Genomic DNA, 22553 nt, shown 5'->3' with positions numbered 1-22553 from the left:
GCCCGCCACGACGGCGACGGCGAACGGAAACGGGACCGGGGAACGGGTGAGAACGCATGAGCGATGAGGAGAAGCTCCTCGGCTACCTGAGGAAGGTCACGGCCGACCTCCACCAGACGCGCCAGCGGCTGAGCGAGGCCGAGGCGCGCAACCGGGAGCCCGTCGCGATCGTCGCCATGGGCTGCCGCTTCCCGGGCGGGGTGGAGAACCCCGACGACCTGTGGCGGCTGCTCGGCTCGGGCCGCGACGCCATGAGCGAGTGGCCCGCCGACCGCGGCTGGGACGTCGACTCGCTCTACGACCCCGAGCCCGGCACCCCCGGCCGCAGCTACACGCGCACCGGCGGCTTCGTCGACCGCGTCGCGGACTTCGACGCCGGCTTCTTCGGCGTCTCGCCCCGCGAGGCCGTCGGCACCGACCCGCAGCAGCGCCTCCTGCTGGAGATCTGCTGGGAGGCGCTGGAGCGCGCCGGCATCGACCCGTCGGCGCTGCGCGGCAGCCGCACCGGTGTGTTCGCCGGCACCAACCTGCTCGACTACCCCACCCTGCTCAGCCACTCCGACAACGCGGGCGACGACGGCGTCGGCAACTCCGCGAGCGTCCTGTCCGGCCGCATCTCCTACACCCTCGGCCTCGAAGGCCCCGCCGTCTCCCTCGACACCGCCTGCTCGTCCTCCCTGGTGACCCTGCACCTGGCCGTGCAGGCACTGCGCGCCGGCGAGTGCGACCTCGCCCTCGCCGGCGGCGTCACCGTCATGTCGACGCCCACCGTGTTCCTGGAGTTCAGCCGCCAGCGCGGCCTGGCCGCCGACGGCCGCTGCAAGGCGTTCGCCGACGCCGCCGACGGCACCGCCTGGGGCGAGGGCGCCGGCGTCCTCGTCGTCGAACGCCTCGCCGACGCCCGCCGCAACGGCCACCCCGTGCTCGCCGTGGTCCGCGGCTCCGCCGTCAACCAGGACGGCGCCTCCAACGGGCTCACCGCCCCCAACGGCCCCTCCCAGGAACGCGTCATCTGGCAGGCGCTCACCTCCGCCGGGCTCGCCCCCGCCGACGTCGACGCCGTCGAGGCGCACGGCACCGGCACCGCCCTCGGCGACCCCATCGAGGCCCAGGCCCTCCTCGCCACCTACGGCCAGGACCGGCCCGCCGACCGGCCGCTGCTGCTCGGCTCCGTGAAGTCCAACCTCGGCCACACCCAGGCCGCCGCCGGCGTCGCCGGGATCATCAAGATGGTCCTCGCGCTGCGCGAACGGCACCTGCCCGCCACCCTGCACGTCGACCGGCCCTCCAGCCACGTCGACTGGAGCGCAGGGAACATCGAACTCCTCACCGCCGGACGGGACTGGCCCGCCGCCGACCGTCCGCTGCGCTGCGGCGTCTCCTCCTTCGGCGTCAGCGGCACCAACGCCCACGTCATCCTCGAACAGCCCCCGCAGGAACCGGAAGCGGCACCCGAGGCCACCGGCCCCCGGCCCGAGGGCCCCCACGCCTTCCCCGTCTCCGGCCGCAACCGCACCGCGCTGCGTGCCCAGGCCCGACGGCTGCGCGACCACCTCACCGCGGGCACCGCCCCCGCCCCGCACCCCGCCGACCTCGCCCGCGCCCTCGCCGGCACCCGCTCCGCCCTGGAGCACCGGGCCGTCGTCGTCGCCCACGACACCGCCGAACTCCTCGCCGGCCTCGGCGCCCTCGCCGACGACACCCCCCTGCCCGTCGTCGTCAAGGGGGTCGCCGACACCGAGGGCGGCGCCGTCCTCCTCTTCCCCGGGCACGGCGCCCAGTGGGAGGGCATGGCCACCGAACTCCTCGACACCGACGAGGAGTTCCGCACCCACTTCGACGACGTCGCCACCGCCGTCGAGGAGTTCACCGACTGGCGGATCACCGACGTCCTGCGCCGCACCGACGGCGCCCCGCCGCTGGACCGCCTCGACATCGTCCAGCCCGTCCTGTTCACGGTGTGCGTCGCGCTCGCCCGCCTGTGGCGCTCCCGCGGCGTCGAGCCCGTCGCCGTCGCCGGACAGAGCCAGGGCGAGATCGCCGCCGCCCACGTCGCCGGCGCCCTCACCCTCCAGGACGCCGCCCGCGTCGTCGTCACCCGCGCCCGCGCCCTGCTCCCCCTCGCCGGCCGCGGCGGCATGCTCGCCGTACCGCTGCCGCTCGCCGACGTGGAACGCCGGATCGCCGCCTGGCCCGGCCGGCTCTCTATCGGCTCGCTCAGCGGACCCCGCGCGGTCGTCGTCTCCGGCGAGGAGGGCGCCCTCGCCGAACTCACGGCACAGCTCACCGACGAGGGCGTGCGCGCCCGCCGCGTCGCCATCGAGTACGCCTCCCACTCCGCGCAGATCGACGAGGTGCGCGACGAACTGCTCGCCGGGTTCGCGCCCGTCGTGCCCCGCCCGGCCGAGGTGCCGTTCTACTCCACCGTCACCGGCGACCGCGTCGAGGACACCACCACCCTTGACGCCGCCTACTGGTACGACAACGTCCGGTGCACCGTCCGCCTGGAGGACACCGTCCGCGCCCTGGCCGCCGCCGGCCACCGCGTCTTCGTCGAGGCCGGCCCGCACCCCGTGGTGTGCGCCAGCGCGAGCGACGTCCTGGAGGCCGCCGGCATCGCCGACACCGCCGTCGTCGGCACCCTGCGCCGCGGCGACGGCAGCCGCGCCCGCTTCCTGCTCTCCCTCGCCGAACTCCATGTGCGCGGCTGCCGCGTCGACCTCACCCCCGGCACCCCCGCAGGCCACGTCGAGCTGCCCACGTACGCCTTCCAACGCCGCCGGTACTGGCCCGAGTTCACCCGCGCCGCCGCCGCGCGCAACACACCCGCCACCACCGCCGACGGCCCCTTCTGGGACGCCGTCGAACAGGGCGACCTCGACACCCTCACCGCCGCCCTCGGCCTCGACGGGGACACCGTCTCCCCGCTGGTGCCCGCCCTCGCCCGCTACCGCAGGCGCAGCGCCGAGGGAGCCGTCGCCGACTCCTGGCGCTACCGCATCGCCTGGCACCCCGTCGAGGACACCCCCGCCCCCGCCCTCACCGGCACCTGGCTCCTCGTCGCCCCCCGCGGCCACGAGGAAGGACCCGAGGCCGCCGCCGCGCGCGCCGCCCTCGAACGCGCCGGAGCCACCCCCGTCACCCTCACCGTGGACCGCGCCGCCGACCGGGACACCCTCGCCGCCGCGCTCGCCGACACCGTGCCCGGCGCGGCCGGCGTCCTCTCGCTGCTCGCCCTCGACGAGGAGCCGCTGCCCGCACTGCCCGCCGTGCCCGGCGGATTCGCCACCACCGTCGCCCTCGTCCAGGCCCTCGACACCCTCACCGCCCGCGTCCCCGTCTGGTTCGCCACCCGCGGCGCCGTGGGCACCCGGCCGGGAGACGGCGTCGACGCCCCCGCCCAGTCCCTCGTCTGGGGATTCGGCCGGGTCGTCGCCCTCGAACAGGCCGACTGCTGGGGCGGGTTGGTCGACCTGCCCGACACCCTCGACGAGCGGGCCGCCGACCGGCTCGCCGGCGTCCTCGCCGGCCACGACCACGAGGACCAGGTCGCCGTCCGCGCCGGCGGCGTCCTCGCCCGTCGCCTCCTGCACGCCCCCGCCCCGCTCTCCACCACCCGGACCTGGGAGCCCCACGGCACCGTCCTCGTCACCGGCGGCACCGGCGCCCTCGGCCGGCACGTCGCCCGCTGGCTCGCCCGCTCCGGCGCCCGCGACCTCCTCCTCGTCAGCCGCTCCGGCCCCGACGCGCCAGGCGCCCGCGAGCTCACCGACGAACTCGCCGCGCTCGGCGCCCGCGCCGAGACCGCCCGCTGCGACATCGCCGACCCCGACGACCTCGCCCGCCTGCTCGCCACGATCCCCGCCGAGCGGCCCCTGAGCGCCGTCTTCCACACCGCCGCCGTCCTCGACGACGGCGTCATCGGCTCCCTCACCCCCGAACGCCTCGCCGACGTGCTGCGCGTCAAGGTCGGCGGCGCCCTCAACCTCGACGCCGCCACCGCCGGACTCGACCTGTCCGCGTTCGTGCTGTTCTCCTCGTCCTCCGGCGTCTTCGGCAGCCCGGGACACGGCAACTACGCCCCCGGCAACGCCTTCCTCGACGCACTCGCCGAGGACCGCCGCGCCCGCGGCCTGCCCGCCACCGCCGTCGCCTGGAGCGGCTGGGCCGACGGCGGCATGGCCTCCGGCGGCGTCGGCGAACGCCTCGAACGCCACGGCGTACGGCTCATGGACCCCGAGACCGCCGTCACCGCACTCCAGCAGGCCCTCGACCACGACGACACCACGCTCGTCGTCACCGACATCGACTGGGACGCCTTCGGCACCGAACTCGTCAAGGGCCGCCCCCGCCGCATCTACGCCGCCGTACCCGAACTGCGGCAGCGGCAGGCGCCCCCGTCAGGCGCGGCCGACGAGCGGACCGACGGCACCGGCCTCGCCGACCGACTCGCCCCGCTCGGCGAGGGCGACCGCAGGAACGCCCTGCTCGCCCTCGTCCGCGCCCACATCGCCCACGCCCTCAACCACCCCAGCCCCGACGACGTCGAACCCAGCCGGGCCTTCCGCGAACTCGGCTTCGACTCCCTCACCGCGGTCGAACTGCGCAACACCCTGAACGAGGCCACCGGACTGCGCCTGCCGACCACCCTCGTCTACGACTACCCGACGCCCGCCGCCCTCGCCGACCACCTCAGCGCCGAGTTCGCCCCCGCGGGCACCCCGGCCGCCGCCGCGCCCGAGGCCCCCGCCGCCCCGCGCCCCGACACCGACGACGACGTCATCGCGATCGTCGGCATGTCCTGCCGCTTCCCCGGCGACGTCGGCACCCCCGAGGAGTTCTGGCGGCTGCTCGCCGACGGCACCGACGCCATCACCCCCTTCCCCGACGACCGCGACTGGGACCTCGAAGCGCTCTACGCCTCCGAACCCGGCCGGAGCGGCCGGGTCTCCACCCGCGCGGGCGGCTTCCTCACCGGATTCGCCGACTTCGACCCGGGCTTCTTCAACATCTCGCCGCGCGAGGCCGCCGCCATGGACCCGCAGCAGCGGCACCTCCTGGAACTGTCCTGGGAGAGCGTCGAGCGGGCGGGCATCGACCCGCGCACCCTGCGCGGCAGCCGCACCGGCGTCTTCGCCGGCACCAACTACCAGGACCACACCGACCGTCCGCTGCTGCTCGACGAGGACTCCGGCGCCCACCTCGGCACCGGCAACTCCGCGAGCGTCCTGTCCGGCCGCGTCTCCTACAGCCTCGGCCTCGAGGGCCCGGCGGTCACCGTCGACACGGCCTGCTCCTCCTCGCTCGTCGCCCTGCACCTCGCCGTACGGTCCCTGCGCTCGGGCGAGTGCGACCTCGCCCTCGCCGGCGGTGTCACCGTCATGTCGACGCCCGGACTGTTCCTCGACTTCACCCGGCAGCGCGGACTGTCGTCGGACGGCCGCTGCAAGTCCTTCGCGGACGCCGCCGACGGCACCGGGTTCTCCGAGGGCGGCGGCGTGCTCCTCGTGGAGCGGCTGTCTGACGCCCGCCGCAACGGCCACCGCGTCCTCGCGCTGGTCCGCGGCTCCGCCGTCAACCAGGACGGCGCCTCCAACGGGCTCACCGCCCCCAACGGGCCCTCCCAGCAGCGGGTCATCCGCGCCGCCCTCGCCGACGCCGGCCTCGGCACCGGCGACATCGACGTCCTGGAGGCGCACGGCACCGGCACCATGCTCGGCGACCCGATCGAGGCACAGGCCGTCATCGCGACGTACGGGCAGAACAGGCCCGGGGACCGGCCGCTGTGGCTGGGCTCGGTGAAGTCCAACATCGGCCACACCCAGGCGGGCGCGGGCGTCGCCGGGATCATCAAGATGGTCCTCGCGCTGCGCGAACGGCACCTGCCCGCCACCCTGCACGTCGACCGGCCCTCCACCCACGTCGACTGGGAGGCCGGCGACGTCCGGCTGCTGACCGAGCCCGTGACCTGGCCCGACACCGGCCGCCCCGGCCGCGCGGCCGTCTCCTCCTTCGGCATCAGCGGCACCAACGCCCACGTCATCCTCGAAGCCCCCGCCGAGGAGCCCGAGGCCCGGACCACCACCGACGCCGGCCCCACCGCCACCACCGGCGGAACCCACGCCGTCACCCCCTGGATCCTCACCGCCCGCACCGCGCCCGCCCTGCGCGACCAGGCCGCACGGCTGCTCACGCACCTCGCCGAGCGGCCCGGCGACGACCCGCGCGACATCGCCCTGTCCCTCGCCACGACCCGGACCGCCTTCGAGCACCGCGCCGTCGTGCTCGGCGCCGACCGCGCCGAACTCACCGGTGCCCTCACCGCGTTGGCCGACGGGCGCACCGAACCCCGCACCCCGGCCGCGGTCACCCGCGGCGGCGGCCGCACCGCGTTCCTCTTCACCGGCCAGGGCGCCCAACGCCTCGGCATGGGACGCGAGTTGTACGACACCTACCCGGTGTTCGCCGACGCCTTCGACGCCGTGTGCGACCAGCTGCCCGGCCTGCGCGACGTCGTCCTCGGCGACGACGCCGACGCCCTGAACCGCACCGAGCACGCCCAACCCGCCCTGTTCGCCTTCGAAGTCGCCCTCCACCGCCTCCTGGAGTCGTGGGGCGTCGTCCCCGACCAGGTCACCGGACACTCCGTCGGCGAGATCGCCGCCGCGCACGTCGCCGGCGTCCTCTCCCTGGAGGACGCGAGCGCCCTCGTCGCCGCCCGCGGCCGGCTCATGCAGCAACTGCCCCCCGGCGGCGCGATGGCCGCCCTCCAGGCGTCCGAGTCCGAGGTGCTGCCGCTGCTCGCCGGACACGAGGACGACCTCGGCATCGCCGCCCTCAACGGCCCCGAGGCCACGGTCGTCTCCGGCACCGAGGACGCCGTCGCCGCCGTCGTCGACCACGTCACCGCGCTGGGGCGCAAGACCTCCCGGCTGCGCGTCAGCCACGCCTTCCACTCCCCGCTCATGGACCCCGTCCTCGACGACTTCCGCGCCGTCGCCACCCGCCTCACCTACGCCGAACCGGCCCTGACCTACGTCTCCGGCACCACCGGAAAGCCCGTCGCCGCCGGGGAGTTGACCGACCCCGAGTACTGGGTGCGGCACGTGCGCGAGGCCGTGCGCTTCCACGACGCCGTACGACACCTGCGCGACGACCTCGGCGCCACCCGCTTCCTGGAGGTCGGCCCCGACGCCACCCTCACCGCCCTCGCCACGACCGCCCTCGCCGACCCCGACCGCGCCGAGGCCCAGGTCGTCGCGACCGTCCGCAAGGACGTCCCCGAGGTCCGCGGCGTCCTCACCGCGCTGGGCCGGCTGTTCACCACCGGCACCGAACCCGACTGGCCCGCGCTGCTCCCCGGCGCCCGCACCGTCCCGCTGCCCACCTACGCCTTCCAGCACGAGCGCCACTGGCTGCCCAACGCCCCCTGGACCGGCGACCTGGAGGGCGCCGGCCTGGAGAGCGCGGGCCACCCCTTCCTCGGCGCCACCGTCAGCCCCGCCGGCTCCGACACCGTCCTGTTCACCGGCCGCCTGTCGCTGCGCACCCACCCCTGGCTCGCCGACCACACCGTGCTCGGCCGGGTCATCCTGCCCGCGACCGGCTACCTCGACCTCGCCGTCCACGCCGGCGACCGCACCGGCTGCCCCCACCTCGCCGAACTCACCCTGTACAGCCCGCTGGTGATCCCCCGCGAGGGCGCCGTGCAGCTCCAGGTCACCGTCGACGCGCCCGACGAACGGGGCCGTCGCGGCTTCGGCGTCCACACCCGCCCCGCCGACGCCGACCCGGACACCCCGTGGGAGCCGCACGCCCGCGGCACCCTCACCCCCGAGGCACCCGCGGCCGCCACCGCTTCCACCGCCGCCGACCTGGCCGTATGGCCCCCGCAGGGCGCCGAGACCGTCGCCGAGGGCGGCCACTACGAGCGGTTCACCGAGGCCGGGTTCGCCTACGGGCCCAGCTTCCAGGGCCTCGGCCCGGTGTGGCGGCGCGGCGACGAGGTGTTCGCCGAGGTCGCCCTGCCCGAGGAGTACCGCGCCGACGCCGCCCGCTTCGGCCTCCACCCCGCGCTGCTCGACGCGGCCGTACAGGCCCTCCTCGTCGACATGCCCGGCGGCGCCCCGACCACGGACGGGCCGATGCTGCCCTTCGTGTGGAGCGGGCTCACCCTGCACGCCGAGGGCGCCACCGACCTCCGGGTACGGCTAGCCCCCGCCGGACACGACCTCGGGTTCTCGGTGCTCGTCGCCGACACCGAGGGCCGGCCCGTCGCCACCGCCGACTCCATCACCCTGCGCGCCGTGCCCACCGACCGGCTGCCCGAACCCGGCGCGCGGACCCCCGAACTGCTCCGCCTGGCCTGGACCCCGGCCCGCCCCGAACCCGCCGCCCCGCGCCCCGGAACGGTCCGCTGGATCATCCTCGGCGAGGGCGACGACCGGGTGGCCGCGGCCCTCGACACGGCGGGCGTCCACCTGGAGACGTACGCCGACCTGGAGGCGCTCGGCAAGGCCGTGGACACCGGGATGACCCTGCCCGACGTCGTGCTCGTCGCCCCCGAGGCCGCCCGCACCGACGACGTCCCGGCCGCCGTGCGCTCCGCGCTCGCCCCGGCCCACGACCTCGTCCTCGGCTGGCTCGCCGACGACCGCTTCGCCGCGGCCCGCCTGGTGTTCGCGACGCGCGGCGCCGTCGCCGCGGACGACACGTCCGACGCCCCGAACCTCCCCGGAGCGGCCCTGTGGGGCATGCTCCGCTCCACCCAGTCCGAACACCCGGGCCGCTTCCAGCTCATCGACCTGACGGCCGATGACGGCGGTGCCGACGACCAGGCGTTCCTGGCCGCCGTGGCCGCCGCCCACCCGCAGAGCCTCGTACGCGAGGGACAGGTCCTGCTCCCGGACCTCGCCCCGACCACCCCCGGCGACGCGACCGCCCCCGACCTCGCACCCGCCCCCGACCTCGCCTCCGGCACCGTCCTCGTCACCGGGGCCACCGGGGCGCTCGGGGGTGCGGTCGCCCGGCACCTGGTCGCGGAGCACGGCGTACGCAATCTCCTGCTGGTCGCCCGGCGCGGGGCCGACGCCCCCGGCGCCGCCGAACTCCGTGACGAACTCACCGCGGCCGGGGCCGACGTCACCCTCGCCGCCTGCGACACCGGCGACCGGGCCGGGCTCGGGGCGCTCCTCGCCGCCGTGCCCGCCGACCGCCCGCTGACCGGCGTGATCCACGCGGCCGGCGTCGTCGACGACAAGCCCGTCACCGCCCTGGACGCCGAACGCTTCGACCGGGTGCTGCGCCCGAAGGCCGACGGCGCCTGGCTGCTGCACGAACTCACCGCGGACACCGCCCTGTCGGCGTTCGTGCTGTTCTCCTCCGCCGCCGGCACCTTCGGCTCCCCGGGCCAGGCCAACTACGCCGCCGCCAACGCCTTCCTCGACGCGCTCGCCGCCCACCGCCACACGCGCGGCCTGCCCGCCTCCTCCCTCGCCTGGGGACTGTGGGAGAGCGACAGCGCCCTGACGTCCGGTCTCTCCGACACCGACCGCCGGCGCATGGCCCGCGGCGGCATGCGCCCGCTGGCCGTACGGGACGGACTCCTCCTGCTCGACCAGGCACTGCGCACCACGCAGCCCGCCCTGGTCGCCATGGACACCACCGCCGGCACGGCCCCCCTCAGGGCCCTGCTGCGCCCGGCCGACCGCTCCGCCGACCGCCCGGCGGGCCGCCGCAGCGCGGCAGGAGCCCGGTCCTCCGCGACCTCGGCCTCGGCCGCCCGGCTCACCGGACTCGAGCCGGCCGCCCGCCGCGCCGCCCTGCTCGACCTGGTGCGCGAACTGGCCGCGGCCGTCCTCGGCCACCCCTCCGCCGACGCGGTGGAGGCCGACCAGCTCTTCACCGAGCAGGGCATCGACTCCCTGACCGCCGTCGAACTGCGCAACCACCTCGCCACCGCCACCGCCCTGACCCTGCCGCCGACCCTGCTGTTCGACCACGCCACCCCCGAACTCCTCGCCGCCCACCTGGACGAACGGCTCGCCCAGGCGCCCACGACCGCGCCCGCACCCGCCGCGGCGGACGCCGACGCGCCCGCCGTACGGCCCGGGGACACCCTGAGCGGACTGTTCAAGCAGGCGTGCCAGAGCGACCGCGTCGACGAGGGCTTCGCCCTGCTGAAGGCCGCCGCCGACCTCCGGCCCACCTTCACCGACCCGGCCGAACTGTCCCGCGCGCCCGAGCCGGTGCGGCTGTCCAAGGGCACCTCCGCCGCACCGCTGGTCTGCTTCAGTTCCTACGTGGCACTGGCCGGCGTCCACCAGTACGCCCGGTTCGCCTCCGCGTTCCGCGGCGAGCGCGACGTCTGGGCGCTGCCCACCCAGGGCTTCGGCGCAGGGGAGGTCCTGCCGGCCACCTTCGACGCGGTGTCGGCGCTGCACGCGGACGTGGTCACCCGTACCGTCGGGGACGGCCCGGCCGTCCTGCTCGGCTCCTCCTCCGGCGGCATCCTCGCCCTCGCCGCCGCCCGCCACCTCCAGGAGCGGGGCACGCCCGCGGCCGCGGTGGTGCTCCTCGACACCTACATGCCGCGTGCCGACTCGCCGTTCCTGCGCTTCTCCCAGCACATGCTGGGCGGCATGTTCGACCGCGAGTCGATGTTCGCCCACATGGACACCAACCGGCTGACCGCCATGAGCTGGTACGTCGCCATGGTCGGCGAGTGGGAACCCGGCCCCCTCGACTGCCCCGTCCTCCTGGTGCGGTCCAGCGAGCCCCCGGTCTCCGCCGAGACGACCGGACCCCTGGAACTCCACGAGTGGCAGGCGTCCTGGGAACGGGCCCACACCGTGATCGACGTCCAGGGAAACCACTTCACGATGGTGGAGGACCACGCCCGCAACACCGCGGCGGTCACCGCCGACTGGCTGGCCCGCCTGGACTGACCGCTCCCGCCGGCCGTTCCCGCCCGTGGAACGGCCGGCGGCGGCCGGGCCCCCGGCCCTCTCCGCACCGCCCGCGCACAGAACAGGAAACACACCGTGTCCACACCTCCGCCCGCCGGCCCCGCGGACCGGCCGAGGCTCACCGGCGAGATCCACTCCGATCGCCCGCTGATCGTCGCGGCGGTCGCGGAGGAGGCGGCCCGGGTCGACAGCCGCTTCCCGGTGCTCGTCACCGGCATGGGCAAGGTCAACGCGGCGGCGGCCCTCTCCCTGACCCTGGCCGCGGGCGGGCGGCCGCGCGAGATCATCAACCTGGGTACGGCCGGCGCGCTGCGCGAGATGCCGGGCGGTGTCCACGAGATCGCGTACGTGATCCAGCACGACCTCGACCGGGGCCTGCTCCAGTCGATCAGCGGCTACTCGTACGGCCATCCGCTTCGCGTGGGCCCGGACGCCGGGCCGGTCCTGGCCACCGGGGACACGTTCGTCTCGGACTCCGCCGTGCGCGAGCGGCTCGCCCGCGAGGCCGACCTCGTCGACATGGAGGGCTACGCCGTCGCGACCGTCGCCGAACGGCTCGGCATCCCCGTACGCCTCGTGAAGTTCGTGAGCGACCAGGCCGACGAGAGCGCCCGCACCACCTGGCCGGAGGCCGTGGCCCACGCGGCCGGGGTCCTCGCCGGCTGGCTCGACGAGCACGCCGACCGGCCGGCCGCGGTCGTCCCGGTCATCGTCGATTCCCCCCTTCGTCCGCTGTCGGGCACCTGGGCCTCGTAGCCCCGGGGTGTCCGCGGCCGCCGTCCCCAAGGAAAGAGTAGGAACCACCGTGTCCCGTCGCCTGTTCACCTCGGAGTCCGTGACCGAAGGTCACCCCGACAAGATCGCTGACCAGATCAGCGACACGATTCTCGATGCGCTGCTGCGCGAGGACCGCTCCTCGCGCGTCGCCGTGGAGACGCTCATCACGACCGGCCTGGTGCACGTGGCCGGCGAGGTCACCACCAAGGCGTACGCGCCGATCGCGCAGCTGGTGCGGGACAAGATCCTGGAGATCGGCTACGACTCCTCCCTCAAGGGCTTCGACGGCGCCTCCTGCGGTGTGTCGGTGTCGATCGGCGCGCAGTCGCCGGACATCGCGCAGGGTGTGGACACGGCGTACGAGTCGCGGGTCGAGGGCGCCTCCCAGGGGGACGGGGGAGACGAGCTGGACAAGCAGGGTGCCGGCGACCAGGGCCTGATGTTCGGTTACGCGACCGACGAGACGCCGACGCTGATGCCGCTGCCGATCTTCCTGGCCCACCGGCTCTCCAAGCGGCTCTCCGACGTCCGCAAGAACGGCACGGTCCCCTACCTGCGCCCGGACGGGAAGACGCAGGTCACCATCGAGTACGACGGTGACAAGGCCGTCCGGCTCGACACCGTGGTCGTCTCCTCGCAGCACGCCTCCGACGTCGACCTGGAGTCGCTCCTCGCCCCCGACATCCGCAAGTTCGTGGTCGAGCCGGAACTCGCCGCGCTGCTGGACGAGGGCATCAAGCTGGAGACCGAGGGCTACCGGCTGCTGGTGAACCCGACGGGCCGGTTCGAGATCGGTGGCCCGATGGGTGACGCGGGGCTGACCGGGCGGAAGATTATCATCGACACCTACGGTGGCATGGCGCGGCACGGTGGTGGCGCGTTCTCGGGCAAGGACCCGTCGAAGGTGGACCGTTCGGCCGCGTACGCGATGCGGTGGGTGGCGAAGAACGTCGTGGCCGCCGGTCTCGCGTCGCGGTGCGAGGTGCAGGTCGCGTACGCCATCGGCAAGGCCGAGCCCGTCGGCCTGTTCGTGGAGACCTTCGGCACGCACAAGGTCGAGCCGGAGAGGATCGAGAAGGCCATCGACGCGGTCTTCGACCTCCGGCCGGCCGCGATCATCCGCGACCTGGACCTCCTCCGCCCGATCTACGCCCAGACCGCCGCCTACGGCCACTTCGGCCGCGAACTGGCGGAGTTCACCTGGGAATGGACGGACCGAGTCGACGAACTGAGGACAGCCGCGGGCCTCTGATCCGACCGGTGCCTTGCCGGCCGAACCGTGCGAAGCCCCGGGGCAGCGGCCCCGGGGCTTCGCCATGGGCCCGGGGCCCCGGCGCGGCCGGGCCGCTCGACCCCCGCTTCCTGCCGGAGGTCGGCGAGCGCAACGTCCCGGGTCTCCGACCCCTCGCCGTGGCACGCCGCGGACGTCAGTGCTCCCCGCCCCCGCGGGGACGTTCCCGGTCAGGCGTACGCGTGCAGTCGCTTCGACCATTCCGGGGTGAGGATGGCGTCCGCGGCCTCGCGGGGGACGCTGAAGTGGATGTCCCGGCTGTCGTCCCCGGCGGACGTCGGGTTGACCAGGAGGGTCCAGGGGACCGGGTTCGACGGGGACTCGAACCAGAAGGGCGTCCCGGAGCCGAAGTCCAGCTCGTAGACGGGCAGCCGGCTGACGTTGTTGAGCGCGACCGTGCCCTCGAAGGAGTCCCGCGCCATTCGGCTCATCACCCGGTTCAGCCGCCCCGCCCGCGCCTGCGTGCCGAGGAACGCCGCCTCGTCGCGTACCCACTCCGGGGTGACGTTGGCGACGGCCGCCCGCACGGCGAGACCGGCCTCGGCCAGCGATGCCCCGCGCAGCTCGCCCGCGGACAGCGCCGCGGTGGTGTTGGTGACCGCGTTGCCGCCGTAGCCGTCCGGCAGGGCGGAGGCGGCCAGGACGGAGCGCATGCTGATGACCAGGGCGAGGCGCTCGGTGCGGTCGGCGGGCCGGTCGCGCAGTTCGGCGAGCACCTTCCACAGGTGGGCGCCCAGCACGTCCCCGGTGGACAGCCACTGGTCCCCGGTGAGCCCGGAGCGGGCGTGCTCTTTGAGGGCGCCGACCTCGTCGGCGGTGAACCGCAGGGAGATGGTGCGCACCTGCGGGGCCTTCGCGTTGACGCGCAGGATGAAGCCGAGCTTCTGTCGGCCGGTGACCAGCTCGTACTGCTTGCTCTGCGCACCGGCCTCGGGCGGAGCGCCCTCCGAGAGGCTGTCGAGCAGCGTGCGCGCGAACGGCGCGGGCCGGTAGTCCTGGCCGAGGTGGACGCTGGACCAGTGCTTCATGAAGCCGAGGTAGGCGGAGCCGTCGACCAGGGCGTGGTTGAAGGTGGTGCCGAGGACGGAGCCCCCGCCCTCCATGTGGGTGACCCGCACGCTCAGCAGCGGGGTGTCGTTCGCGATGAGCCGGAACTGGCGCAGCTTGTGGGTGTACGAGGGCAGGTCGCCCTTGGCGGAGACACCGGGCCCGTAGTCGGGCATGGGCCGGTCGCTGTAGGTCTCGGTGAACGGCACCCCGCCGTCCGTGCAGAGCACCGCGAGCCCCCCGTCGTCCTCGCGCGCCAGCCGCCCCGTGATCAGCGGATAGTGCCGCAGCGTCGCCACCAGGGACTCCCGCAGCGCCGCCACGTCGAGCTTCTGCCGGTAGTAGAAGGTGCGCGGGCTGTTGAACGCGCCGGCGACGAGGTCGTAGACGCTCAGACGCATCCGCTCGCCGGTCGCCTCGCCCGCCTTCAGGAAGACGGTCTCGTCAGTGGTACGGGGGGAAGGGCGCCGAGGGCTCATGACGCCATCGTCACGCACCCGGGGTGAGGAAACACCTAGAGTTCCCCGGAGTTCCGGCGGAGCCGGTTTTGGTGGATCCCTAGACTTGCCCGGCAGCCCTAGGCGGGCGGACCGCGGGTGTGTTGGTCTGGGCCCCCGACCGGCACGTCCCCGCCGGCAGCCACAGGGAGGCCCCCAGCCGATGGGCATCGACAAAAAAGAGATCCTCGACCTGGTACGCGAGTACCACCGCACCAAGACGGCCTCGGAGTTCGTCCCCGGTGCCACGCCTGTCATGGTCTCGGGTGCCGTCCTCGACGAGGAGGACCGTGTCGCGCTGGTCGAGGCGGCCCTGGACATGCGGATCGCGGCCGGACCCAGCTCGCGCAAGCTGGAGCGGAACCTGGCCAAGTACTTCGGTCTGCGCAAGGCCCACCTGACGAACTCCGGCTCCTCGGCGAACCTGCTGGCCGTCGCCTCATTGACGTCGCCGCAGCTGGAGGACGCCCGGCTGGTCCCCGGCGACGAGGTGATCACGGCGGCGGCGGGCTTCCCGACGACCGTCAACCCGATCATCCAGAACGGCCTGGTGCCGGTCTTCACCGACGTCGAGCTGAGCACGTACAACCCGACGCCGGAGCGCATCGAGCAGGCCATCGGCCCGCGCACCCGCGCCATCATGGTGGCGCACGCGCTGGGCAACCCGTACGCGGTCGAGGAGATCGCGCAGATCGCCGACCACCACGGGCTGTTCCTTATTGAGGACAACTGCGACGCGTTCGGCAGCACCTACAACGGGAAGCTCACCGGCACCTTCGGCGACCTGGCCACCGAGAGCTTCTACCCGGCCCACCACATCACGATGGGCGAGGGCGGTGTGGTCCTCACCGACAACATGGTGCTGGCGCGCATCGTCGAGTCCATGCGCGACTGGGGCCGCGACTGCTGGTGCGAGCCCGGTGAGGACAACCGCTGCTTCAAGCGGTTCGACCAGCAGATGGGGACGCTGCCGGCGGGCTACGACCACAAGTACATTTTCTCGCACGTGGGCTACAACCTGAAGTCGACCGACATCCAGGCCGCGCTGGGCCTCCAGCAGCTCACGCACATCGACGAGTTCGGCAAGGCCCGCCGCAAGAACTGGGCGCAGCTGCGCGCCGGCCTGGACGGGCTGCCGCACCTGATCCTGCCGGAGGCGACGCCGGGCAGCGACCCGAGCTGGTTCGGCTTCGCGATCACCGTCAACCCAGACGCCCCCTTCGAGCCGCGGGCGCTGATCGACCACCTGGAGACCAGCAAGGTGGCCACCCGGCGCTTCTTCGCCGGCAACCTCACCCGCCACCCCGCCTACGCGGACCGGGAGATCAGGGTGAGCGGCCCGCTGACCAACAGCGACATCAGCACGGAGAACACCTTCTGGATCGGTGTCTTCCCCGGGCTGACGGAGGAGATGCTCGACCACAGCATCACGACGATCAGCGAGTTCGTCACTCTGCCCCACTGATCGACGCCCCACCGGCCACAGCAGACCGGCGGCCGATGCGCGAGCACCGGCCGCCGGTCCGCCGTGGCCGGGTGCAGGCTCGCACGGGCCGCGGCTCGCGCCGTACGGGCCGCGCCGCGCCGCGTGTTACGCCGTCGACCCGCTCGTCTCGGGCCGACGGCTTTGCGCCGCCCAGTTCTCCACGAGGTCCGCGGCCCGCACGGCGCCGCCCGCCTCACGGACGGCCTTGCGCATCCGCTCCAGGCCGGCGGGCGTCCGCGGGTCCGCCAGCAGGTCCGTGACCGTCCGCGACAGCGTCTCCGCGTCCAGTCCCGGGCGCGGCACCGAGCGGCCGACACCGAGCTCCTCCAACCGGCGGGCGCTCAGGCCGAGTTCATGGGCGCGTGGGATGGCCACCACCGGAGTGCCGAAGTAGAGCGCCTCCATGAGACTGCCCATGCCGGCGTGGCAGACCAGCACGTCGGCGTGCGGCAGCACCGCCGGGTGGGGCAGCCACTCGTGGACCTCGACGTGCGCCGGCAGCGGCTCCAGCGCCGAGCGGTCGGCACCGCGCCCCAGGGTCATCACCACCTGCCAGCCGTCCGCGTCGAACGCCTGCGCGCAGGTGCGGAAGAACTCGCGGTCGCCGGACTCGGTGCCCAGGGAGACCAGCGCGGTGCGGCGGCCGTCGGCGGGCGGTGACCACAGACCGGCCCCGGCCTCGGCGACCGTCGGGCCGACGAACGCGAAGCGCTCGTCGAAAGAATCGCCCTCGATCTGGAAGTCGCGGGGCAGGAACACCAGGTTGTGCTCGTCCCACTCGGTGCCGTAACGGCCCATCTGCTCCAGGCCGATGCCGTGCTCGCCGAGGAACTCGACGAACACCCGCGCGCCCTCCGCCATCACCGGGTACTCGCGGTCCCACATCTGGGCGCGCAGCGAGAAGCTCTCGTTGGCCGCGTGGCTCGGACAGACCTGGACCGGCAGGGCATCCCACAGATGGGCGGCGACCCGTCCGACGGCCACGCTCTCGAAGTCGTACAGGACGACGTCGGGCCGGTCCCCGTCCAGTGCCGCGCGGGCGGCGGGGAACACCGTCCTGACGGTGTCCACCAGCAACTCGTAGCCGTCCTGGGCGAGTTGCTCGGGGCTCGGGTCGGCGGCACGGTAGAAGTCACCGCGCGCCGAGGCGTAGGGGACCACGGCGGCGCCGGCCTGCTCCACCAGGGGCGCGAACCGTTCGTCGACGACGTAGGTCACCCGGTGCCCGCGCGCGATCAACTCGCGGGCCACACCGAGGCTCGGGGCGACGTGACCGAAGTCCGCGAAGGTCAGGATGGCGCAGTGGAGCGGGTGCGGGTCGTCGGTGCGGTGCTGCATCGGCTGTTCCTTCGTGTGCGAAAGGCGGCCCTGGGCGCTCGGCCCGCGTCCGCCGGACAGGCGGGCCGGCCCGGGACGGGCCGTGTCAGGTGCCGGCGCGCAGCGCCGCGTAGTGCGCGAGGCAGTCCTCGTATGTGGGCAGCCGGCCGGCGTCGCGGGCGGCGGCGACCGAGACGGCCGAGGAGTCCTTGGTCGACATCAGCGGCGCCTCGGACAGCCCCCAGGGCAGGTCGAGTTCACGGTCGAAGGGGTCGATGTCGATCTGGGTGCCCGGCACGAACTCAGTCGAGCACAGATAGGAGACGCACGTGTCGTCGGTGAGCGCGAGGAAGCCGTGCACGAGCCCCTCGGCGACGAACAGCGTGTCGCCCGACTCGGCGTCGATGTGGTTCACCTCGTGCACCCCGAAGGTGGGCGAGCCCAGCCGCAGGTCCACGACGATGTCGAGAACCGCGCCGCGCACGACACCGACGACCTTCGCCTGGCCGGGCGGCAGCAGGGTGCCGTGCAGTCCGCGCAGCGTGCTCTTGCGCGAGACCGAGAAGTTCACCTGCACCACGGGCACCGGACGGCCGATCTCCTCGGCCAGCCGGTCGTGGCGGAACGACTCGTAGAAGTTTCCGCGCAGATCGCCGATCTTGTGCGGCGTGATGTGGAACGCGTCGGGCACAGCCATCTCTCGAACCTTCATGGTGGCAGCACCCTATGGCGGTGCGGTCGAGGACCGTTGAAGAGCGGCACAGGGCCCGGTCGAGTCGAATCGTTCTGGAGAGGTTCTCGACCGCCGGGTGACACAGTGTCCGCAACGAGCCATCGGCAGGAGGAGAGCGGCATGGCGGTCGGTACGCAGGCACTGCCCGAAAGGCCGGACGGTACCTCCGGCAGGGTGGTCGTCCTCGGCGCGACCGGATTCGTCGGCCGGCACGCGGCGGCGGCCCTGGAAGCCGCCGGGCACGAGGTCCTGGCCGTGGCCCGGCGGCCGGCCAAGGCGCCCGAGTCGTGGCGCTTCTGCTCGATGGACCTGGTTGAACACGGACCGGACGCACTGACCGAACTGATCGACGCCGAACGCCCGCTCGCCGTCGTCAACGCGGCCGGCGTCGCCTGGTCGTCCTCGCCCGGCGTGATGCGCCAGGGCAACGAACTCCTCGTGGAACGCCTGCTCGCCGCGCTGGACGCCGCCACCTGGCGGCCGCGCCTGGTCCACGTCGGATCGGTCCACGAGTACGCCCCCCAGCCCGCCGGAGTGCCACTGTCCGAGGACACCCCGACCCGGCCCACGGCGGAGTACGGGCAGTCGAAGCTGGTCGGCTCGCTCGCGGTGCTGCGCGCCGCCGAGGAGGGCCGCACGGACGCGGTCGTGCTGCGGCTGTCGAACATGATCGGTGCCGGGACGCCGCCCGGCAGCCTGCTGGGCCAGGTGGCACGGCAGCTGCTGGCCGGAGCGCCGGACGAGCCCGTCACCGTACAGCTCTCCCCACTGCGCAGCAGCCGCGACTTCGTCGACGCGCGGGACGCCTCGGAGGCCATGGTCGCCGCCGCCCGCACCCCCGGCGCCTCCGGCCGGGTGCTGAACATCGGCAGCGGCACCTCGCTGCACGTGCGCACCCTGGTCGACCTGCTGATCGCGGCGAGCGAACGCACCGCCCGGCTGGTCGAGGACACCGGGACGACCCTGCGCCCGGCGACCGACGAGGACTGGATGTGCGTGGACATCACCGCGGCGCGCGAAGTGCTCGGCTGGTCGCCCCGCCGCAGCCCCGAGGACACCGTGCGCGACCTGTGGCGGGCGGCGGAGAACGCCGACTGAACCGGCCGGAGCGGACCGGACCGGTCGGACAGGGGGGCCGGGACGGGTCAGCCGGGCAGCAGGCTGAGATCGGCGGTGGTGACCCGGTCCATCAGCACGTGCTGACGGATCTGCTGGAGACCCGGCGAGGGGTCGAGACCCAGTTCGTCCCGCAGCAGGCGGCTCAGCCGCTGGTAGACCTGGAGGGCCTCGCTGCGCCGGCCGCAGCGCTGCAGGGCGATGATGAGACCGCCCTGGAACCACTCGTGCAGCGGATGCGTACTGGCCAGCTCCTTGAGTTCCGCGACGAGTTCGCGGTGCAGACCGAGACTGAGCCCGGCCGTGATGCGCATCTCCAGGGTGTGCATGTGGAGCTCCTCCAGGCGCAGTGCGTACGCCTGGAGACTGGGACCCTGTGCGACGTCCGCGAAGGGCTCGCCCACCCACCACTCCAGGGCCGCGGTCAGCTGTTTGGCCGCCGTCGCCGCGTCGCCGTCGTCGAGCGCGGTGCGGCCCTGGGTGGTGAGGTCCTCGAACTCCTCGGCGTCGTAGTCGCCGGGGCCCACGTGCAGCATGTAGCCGGTGGCACGGGTGATCAGCGCTCCCGTGCCGGCGGCCGTCTCCTCGTCGCTCTGCAGCAGCTTGCGCAGCTGGTAGACGTACGTCTGGACGGTCGCCGTGGCACTGCGCGGCGGGTGGTGGTCCCACAGTTCCGCGGCGATCGCCGCCACGGACACCAGACTGTTGCGCCGGGCCAGCAGCAGGGCGAGCATCTGGCGGACCTTGGGCGCGGTCGGTGTGACGGGCCTGCCGTCGCGGGTGACCTCCAGGAGGCCGAGGGTGCGGAACGTCAGCATGCGGTGGTTCCTGTCGTCATTCGGTGGTTCCCGTCGCCGCCACCGCGGACCCGTCCTGCGCCGCCGGGCGCTCCCACCAGTCGCGGTGGTCGCGGTACCAGGCGACGGTCTCGGCGAGGCCCTCGGTGAAGTCCTTCTGCGGCTTGTAGCCCAGCTCGGTGTGGGCCTTGGTCCAGTCGACCGAGTAGCGGCGGTCGTGGCCCTTGCGGTCGGTGACGTACTCGACCCGGTCCCAGTCCGCGCCGCACGCCTCCAGGAGCAGACCGGTCAGCTCGCGGTTGGTCAGCTCGGTGCCGCCGCCGATGTTGTAGATCTCACCGGCGCGACCGCTGGTGCGCACGAGCTCGATGCCGCGGACGTGGTCGTCGATGTGCAGCCAGTCGCGCACGTTGAGCCCGTCGCCGTACAGCGGGACCTTCTCGCCGCGCAGCAGCCGGGTGACGAACAGGGGGACGATCTTCTCCGGGTACTGGTGGTGCCCGTAGTTGTTGGAGCAGCGGGTGACCCGGACGTCCATGCCGTGCGAGCGGTGGTAGACCAGCGCGAGCAGGTCGCTCGCCGCCTTGGACGCGGCGTAGGGCGAGTTGGGGTCGATCGCCTTCTGCTCGTCGGAGGAACCGGCGGCGATGGAGCCGTAGACCTCGTCGGTGGACACGTGCACGAAGGTGCGTACACCGTGCAGGCGCGCGGCGTCGAGCAGCACCTGCGTGCCCAGCACGTTGGTGCGGACGAACTCGGCCGAGCTGGACAGCGAACGGTCCACGTGGGACTCGGCGGCGAAGTGGACGACCTGGTCGTGCTCGGCCATGAGCGGGCCGACCACCTCGGGGTCGCAGATGTCGCCGACGACGAGCCGGAAACGCGGCGAGTCGCGGACCTCGTCGAGGCTCACCGGGTTGGCCGCGTAGGTGAAGGCGTCGAGGACGGTCACCGAGACGTCTTCGGGGCCGAACGGCCCGAGGAGGGTGCGGACGTAGTGGGAGCCGATGAAGCCGGCACCGCCGGTCACCAGGATGCGCGTCTGACTCATCGGGGTTGCGGCGCCCGCTCCCCGATGGGAGTGGTGGGGACGCCGTCCTCCTTCCTCATGTGTACGGATCCGGCCGGTCGGCCGGGGTGGAGCGGGACGGACGGGGGTCAGCGCTCGGCGACGAGGCGTTCCAGCCGCGCGACCAGGGCGTGCGGGCTGGGCATGGCACGGGACTCGGCGCGCAGCCGGCGGGCGGCCGCGGCGAACGAGGGCTCCTCCAGGAGCCTGCGGGTGTGGACCAGGACCTGGCCGGCGTCGACGTCGCTGTGGTGGACGAAGATCCCGGCGCCCGCCTTCTCCAGGGCCCGGCCGCGCAGCTCCTGGTCGGCGACGTTGGTCGCCAGGGCCAGCTGCGGCACCCCGTTGACGAGGGCGGTGGCGAAACTGCCCCAGCCGCCGTGGTGGATCACCGCGGAGCAGCTGGGCAGCAGGGTGTTGAGGGCGACACCGCTGACGGCGCGCACATTGGGCGGCAACTGCCCCAGCTGCTCGGCCTGTTCGGGCATCAGCGCGGCGACGACATCCACGTCCAGGGCACCGAGCCCGGTGAGGATGTCGTCCAGGGGCACGTAGTCGCCGCCGTACGCCTCGGTGTTGGTGCGGCCGAGGGTCACGCACACCCGCGGCTGCTTGGGCTCCTCGCGCAGCCAGTCCCACTGCACGGCGGTGCCGTTGTAGGGGACGTACCGCATGGACAGCTGGTGCAGCGAACTGGAGGGACGCAGGCTCGGCGGCAGGCTGTCGATGGTGACCTGCCCGTTCAGGAGCTCCTCGTCGCAGGTGATGCCGTACGGCGCGGCGCTCTCGTCGATCCACTCGGCCAGCGGATCCCGGCGCTCGGCCGCGGGCACGTTCCGGGACAGCTCGACGAAGGTGCGGCGGGCCTGCCCGTACACGTCGGCGGACCACAGCAGGCGCGCGTGGGCGGCCCCGCAGGCACGGGCCGCGACGGCCCCGGCGTAGGCGAGGGGGTCACGGACGACGAGGTCCGGCCGCCAGCCACGGGCCAGCGCGACCATGTCCTCCATGACCGGTCCGTTGTAGCGGGCGAAACCCCAGGGCACGCTGATCTCGTAGCGTTCGAGCAGCTCCCGCCAGCCGACCTGGCCGCGGCCGAGGTGGCTCCAGTTCGCCACGTCGGCGTCCTGGGACTCGCGGGAACCGGCCATGTCCGCGTGCAGTGTGTGGTCGTTGCCGACGGGCGCGGCGATCAGACCGGCCGCGGTCACCGACGACGTCAGCGCCGGTGAGTTGGCCATCAGCACGTCGTGCCCGGCCGCGGTCAGGGCCCAGGCCAGCGGGACCATCGTGTAGAGGTGGGACTTCTCCGACAGGCCGGCGAACAGAACGCGCACGGCATCCTCTCCGTTCGTGGAAGGTCTGCGGCCGCGCCGCTGGGCTGCTGGGCTCGCTGAGGGATCCGGGCCCGGGCGGCCGGGACGACACCGTCGCCCCGGCGGACACCGGACGCCCG

11 protein-coding genes are annotated in these 22553 nt (G+C 73.9%); 5 read left to right on the top strand and 6 right to left on the bottom strand.

Going from position 1 to position 22553, the window contains the following annotated elements; translation table 11 throughout:
• Positions 1-56 precede the first annotated feature (56 nt).
• The 3 genes from AB0F77_RS36195 (at position 57) to metK (ending at position 12996) form a co-directional block, all read left to right on the top strand.
• Complete coding sequence (locus AB0F77_RS36195; RefSeq protein WP_361956732.1) at positions 57-10946, top strand: type I polyketide synthase; 10890 nt, start codon at positions 57-59, stop codon at positions 10944-10946.
• Positions 10947-11042: 96 nt separating this feature from the next.
• Positions 11043-11723 (top strand): nucleosidase, encoded by a 681-nt coding sequence (locus AB0F77_RS36190; RefSeq protein ID WP_361956729.1) that lies wholly within the window; start codon positions 11043-11045, stop codon positions 11721-11723.
• Between the two features lie 49 nt (positions 11724-11772).
• Positions 11773-12996 (top strand): methionine adenosyltransferase, encoded by a 1224-nt coding sequence (metK, locus tag AB0F77_RS36185; RefSeq protein WP_361956726.1) that lies wholly within the window; start codon positions 11773-11775, stop codon positions 12994-12996.
• A gap of 209 nt (positions 12997-13205) precedes the next feature.
• Here the strand turns inward: metK and AB0F77_RS36180 are convergent, their stop codons facing one another.
• A complete protein-coding gene (locus AB0F77_RS36180; RefSeq protein WP_361956723.1) occupies positions 13206-14561 on the bottom strand; it encodes an acyltransferase in 1356 nt (451 codons plus the stop codon).
• 181 nt (positions 14562-14742) lie between these two features.
• Here AB0F77_RS36180 and rfbH point away from each other — a divergent pair, with 181 nt between their 5' ends.
• Complete coding sequence (gene rfbH / locus AB0F77_RS36175; protein WP_361956721.1) at positions 14743-16044, top strand: lipopolysaccharide biosynthesis protein RfbH; 1302 nt, start codon at positions 14743-14745, stop codon at positions 16042-16044.
• 126 nt (positions 16045-16170) lie between these two features.
• On the opposite strand, the gene AB0F77_RS36170 is transcribed toward rfbH, so the two are convergent.
• Positions 16171-17403 (bottom strand): macrolide family glycosyltransferase, encoded by a 1233-nt coding sequence (locus AB0F77_RS36170; RefSeq protein ID WP_361956718.1) that lies wholly within the window; start codon positions 17401-17403, stop codon positions 16171-16173.
• Positions 17404-17488: 85 nt separating this feature from the next.
• Complete coding sequence (locus AB0F77_RS36165) at positions 17489-18079, bottom strand: dTDP-4-dehydrorhamnose 3,5-epimerase family protein (protein ID WP_361956716.1); 591 nt, start codon at positions 18077-18079, stop codon at positions 17489-17491.
• A gap of 156 nt (positions 18080-18235) precedes the next feature.
• On the opposite strand from AB0F77_RS36165, the gene AB0F77_RS36160 reads away from it, so the two are divergent.
• The gene (locus AB0F77_RS36160) at positions 18236-19213 is read left to right on the top strand and encodes an NAD-dependent epimerase/dehydratase family protein (RefSeq protein ID WP_361956713.1); all 978 of its coding nucleotides are present in this window, start codon (positions 18236-18238) and stop codon (positions 19211-19213) included.
• 47 nt (positions 19214-19260) lie between these two features.
• On the opposite strand, the gene AB0F77_RS36155 is transcribed toward AB0F77_RS36160, so the two are convergent.
• The 3 genes from AB0F77_RS36155 to AB0F77_RS36145 form a co-directional block, all read right to left on the bottom strand.
• Positions 19261-20049 (bottom strand): AfsR/SARP family transcriptional regulator, encoded by a 789-nt coding sequence (locus AB0F77_RS36155; protein WP_361956710.1) that lies wholly within the window; start codon positions 20047-20049, stop codon positions 19261-19263.
• A gap of 16 nt (positions 20050-20065) precedes the next feature.
• Positions 20066-21079, bottom strand: coding sequence for a dTDP-glucose 4,6-dehydratase (gene rfbB / locus AB0F77_RS36150; protein WP_361956708.1), 1014 nt, complete (start codon positions 21077-21079; stop codon positions 20066-20068).
• A gap of 107 nt (positions 21080-21186) precedes the next feature.
• The gene (locus AB0F77_RS36145) at positions 21187-22434 is read right to left on the bottom strand and encodes an activator-dependent family glycosyltransferase (protein ID WP_361956705.1); all 1248 of its coding nucleotides are present in this window, start codon (positions 22432-22434) and stop codon (positions 21187-21189) included.
• Positions 22435-22553 lie beyond the last annotated feature (119 nt).

Source organism: Streptomyces sp. NPDC026672 (genome assembly GCF_040638185.1).
Lineage (GTDB): Bacteria > Actinomycetota > Actinomycetes > Streptomycetales > Streptomycetaceae > Streptomyces.
This window is presented reverse-complemented; position numbering and strand designations above follow the sequence as displayed.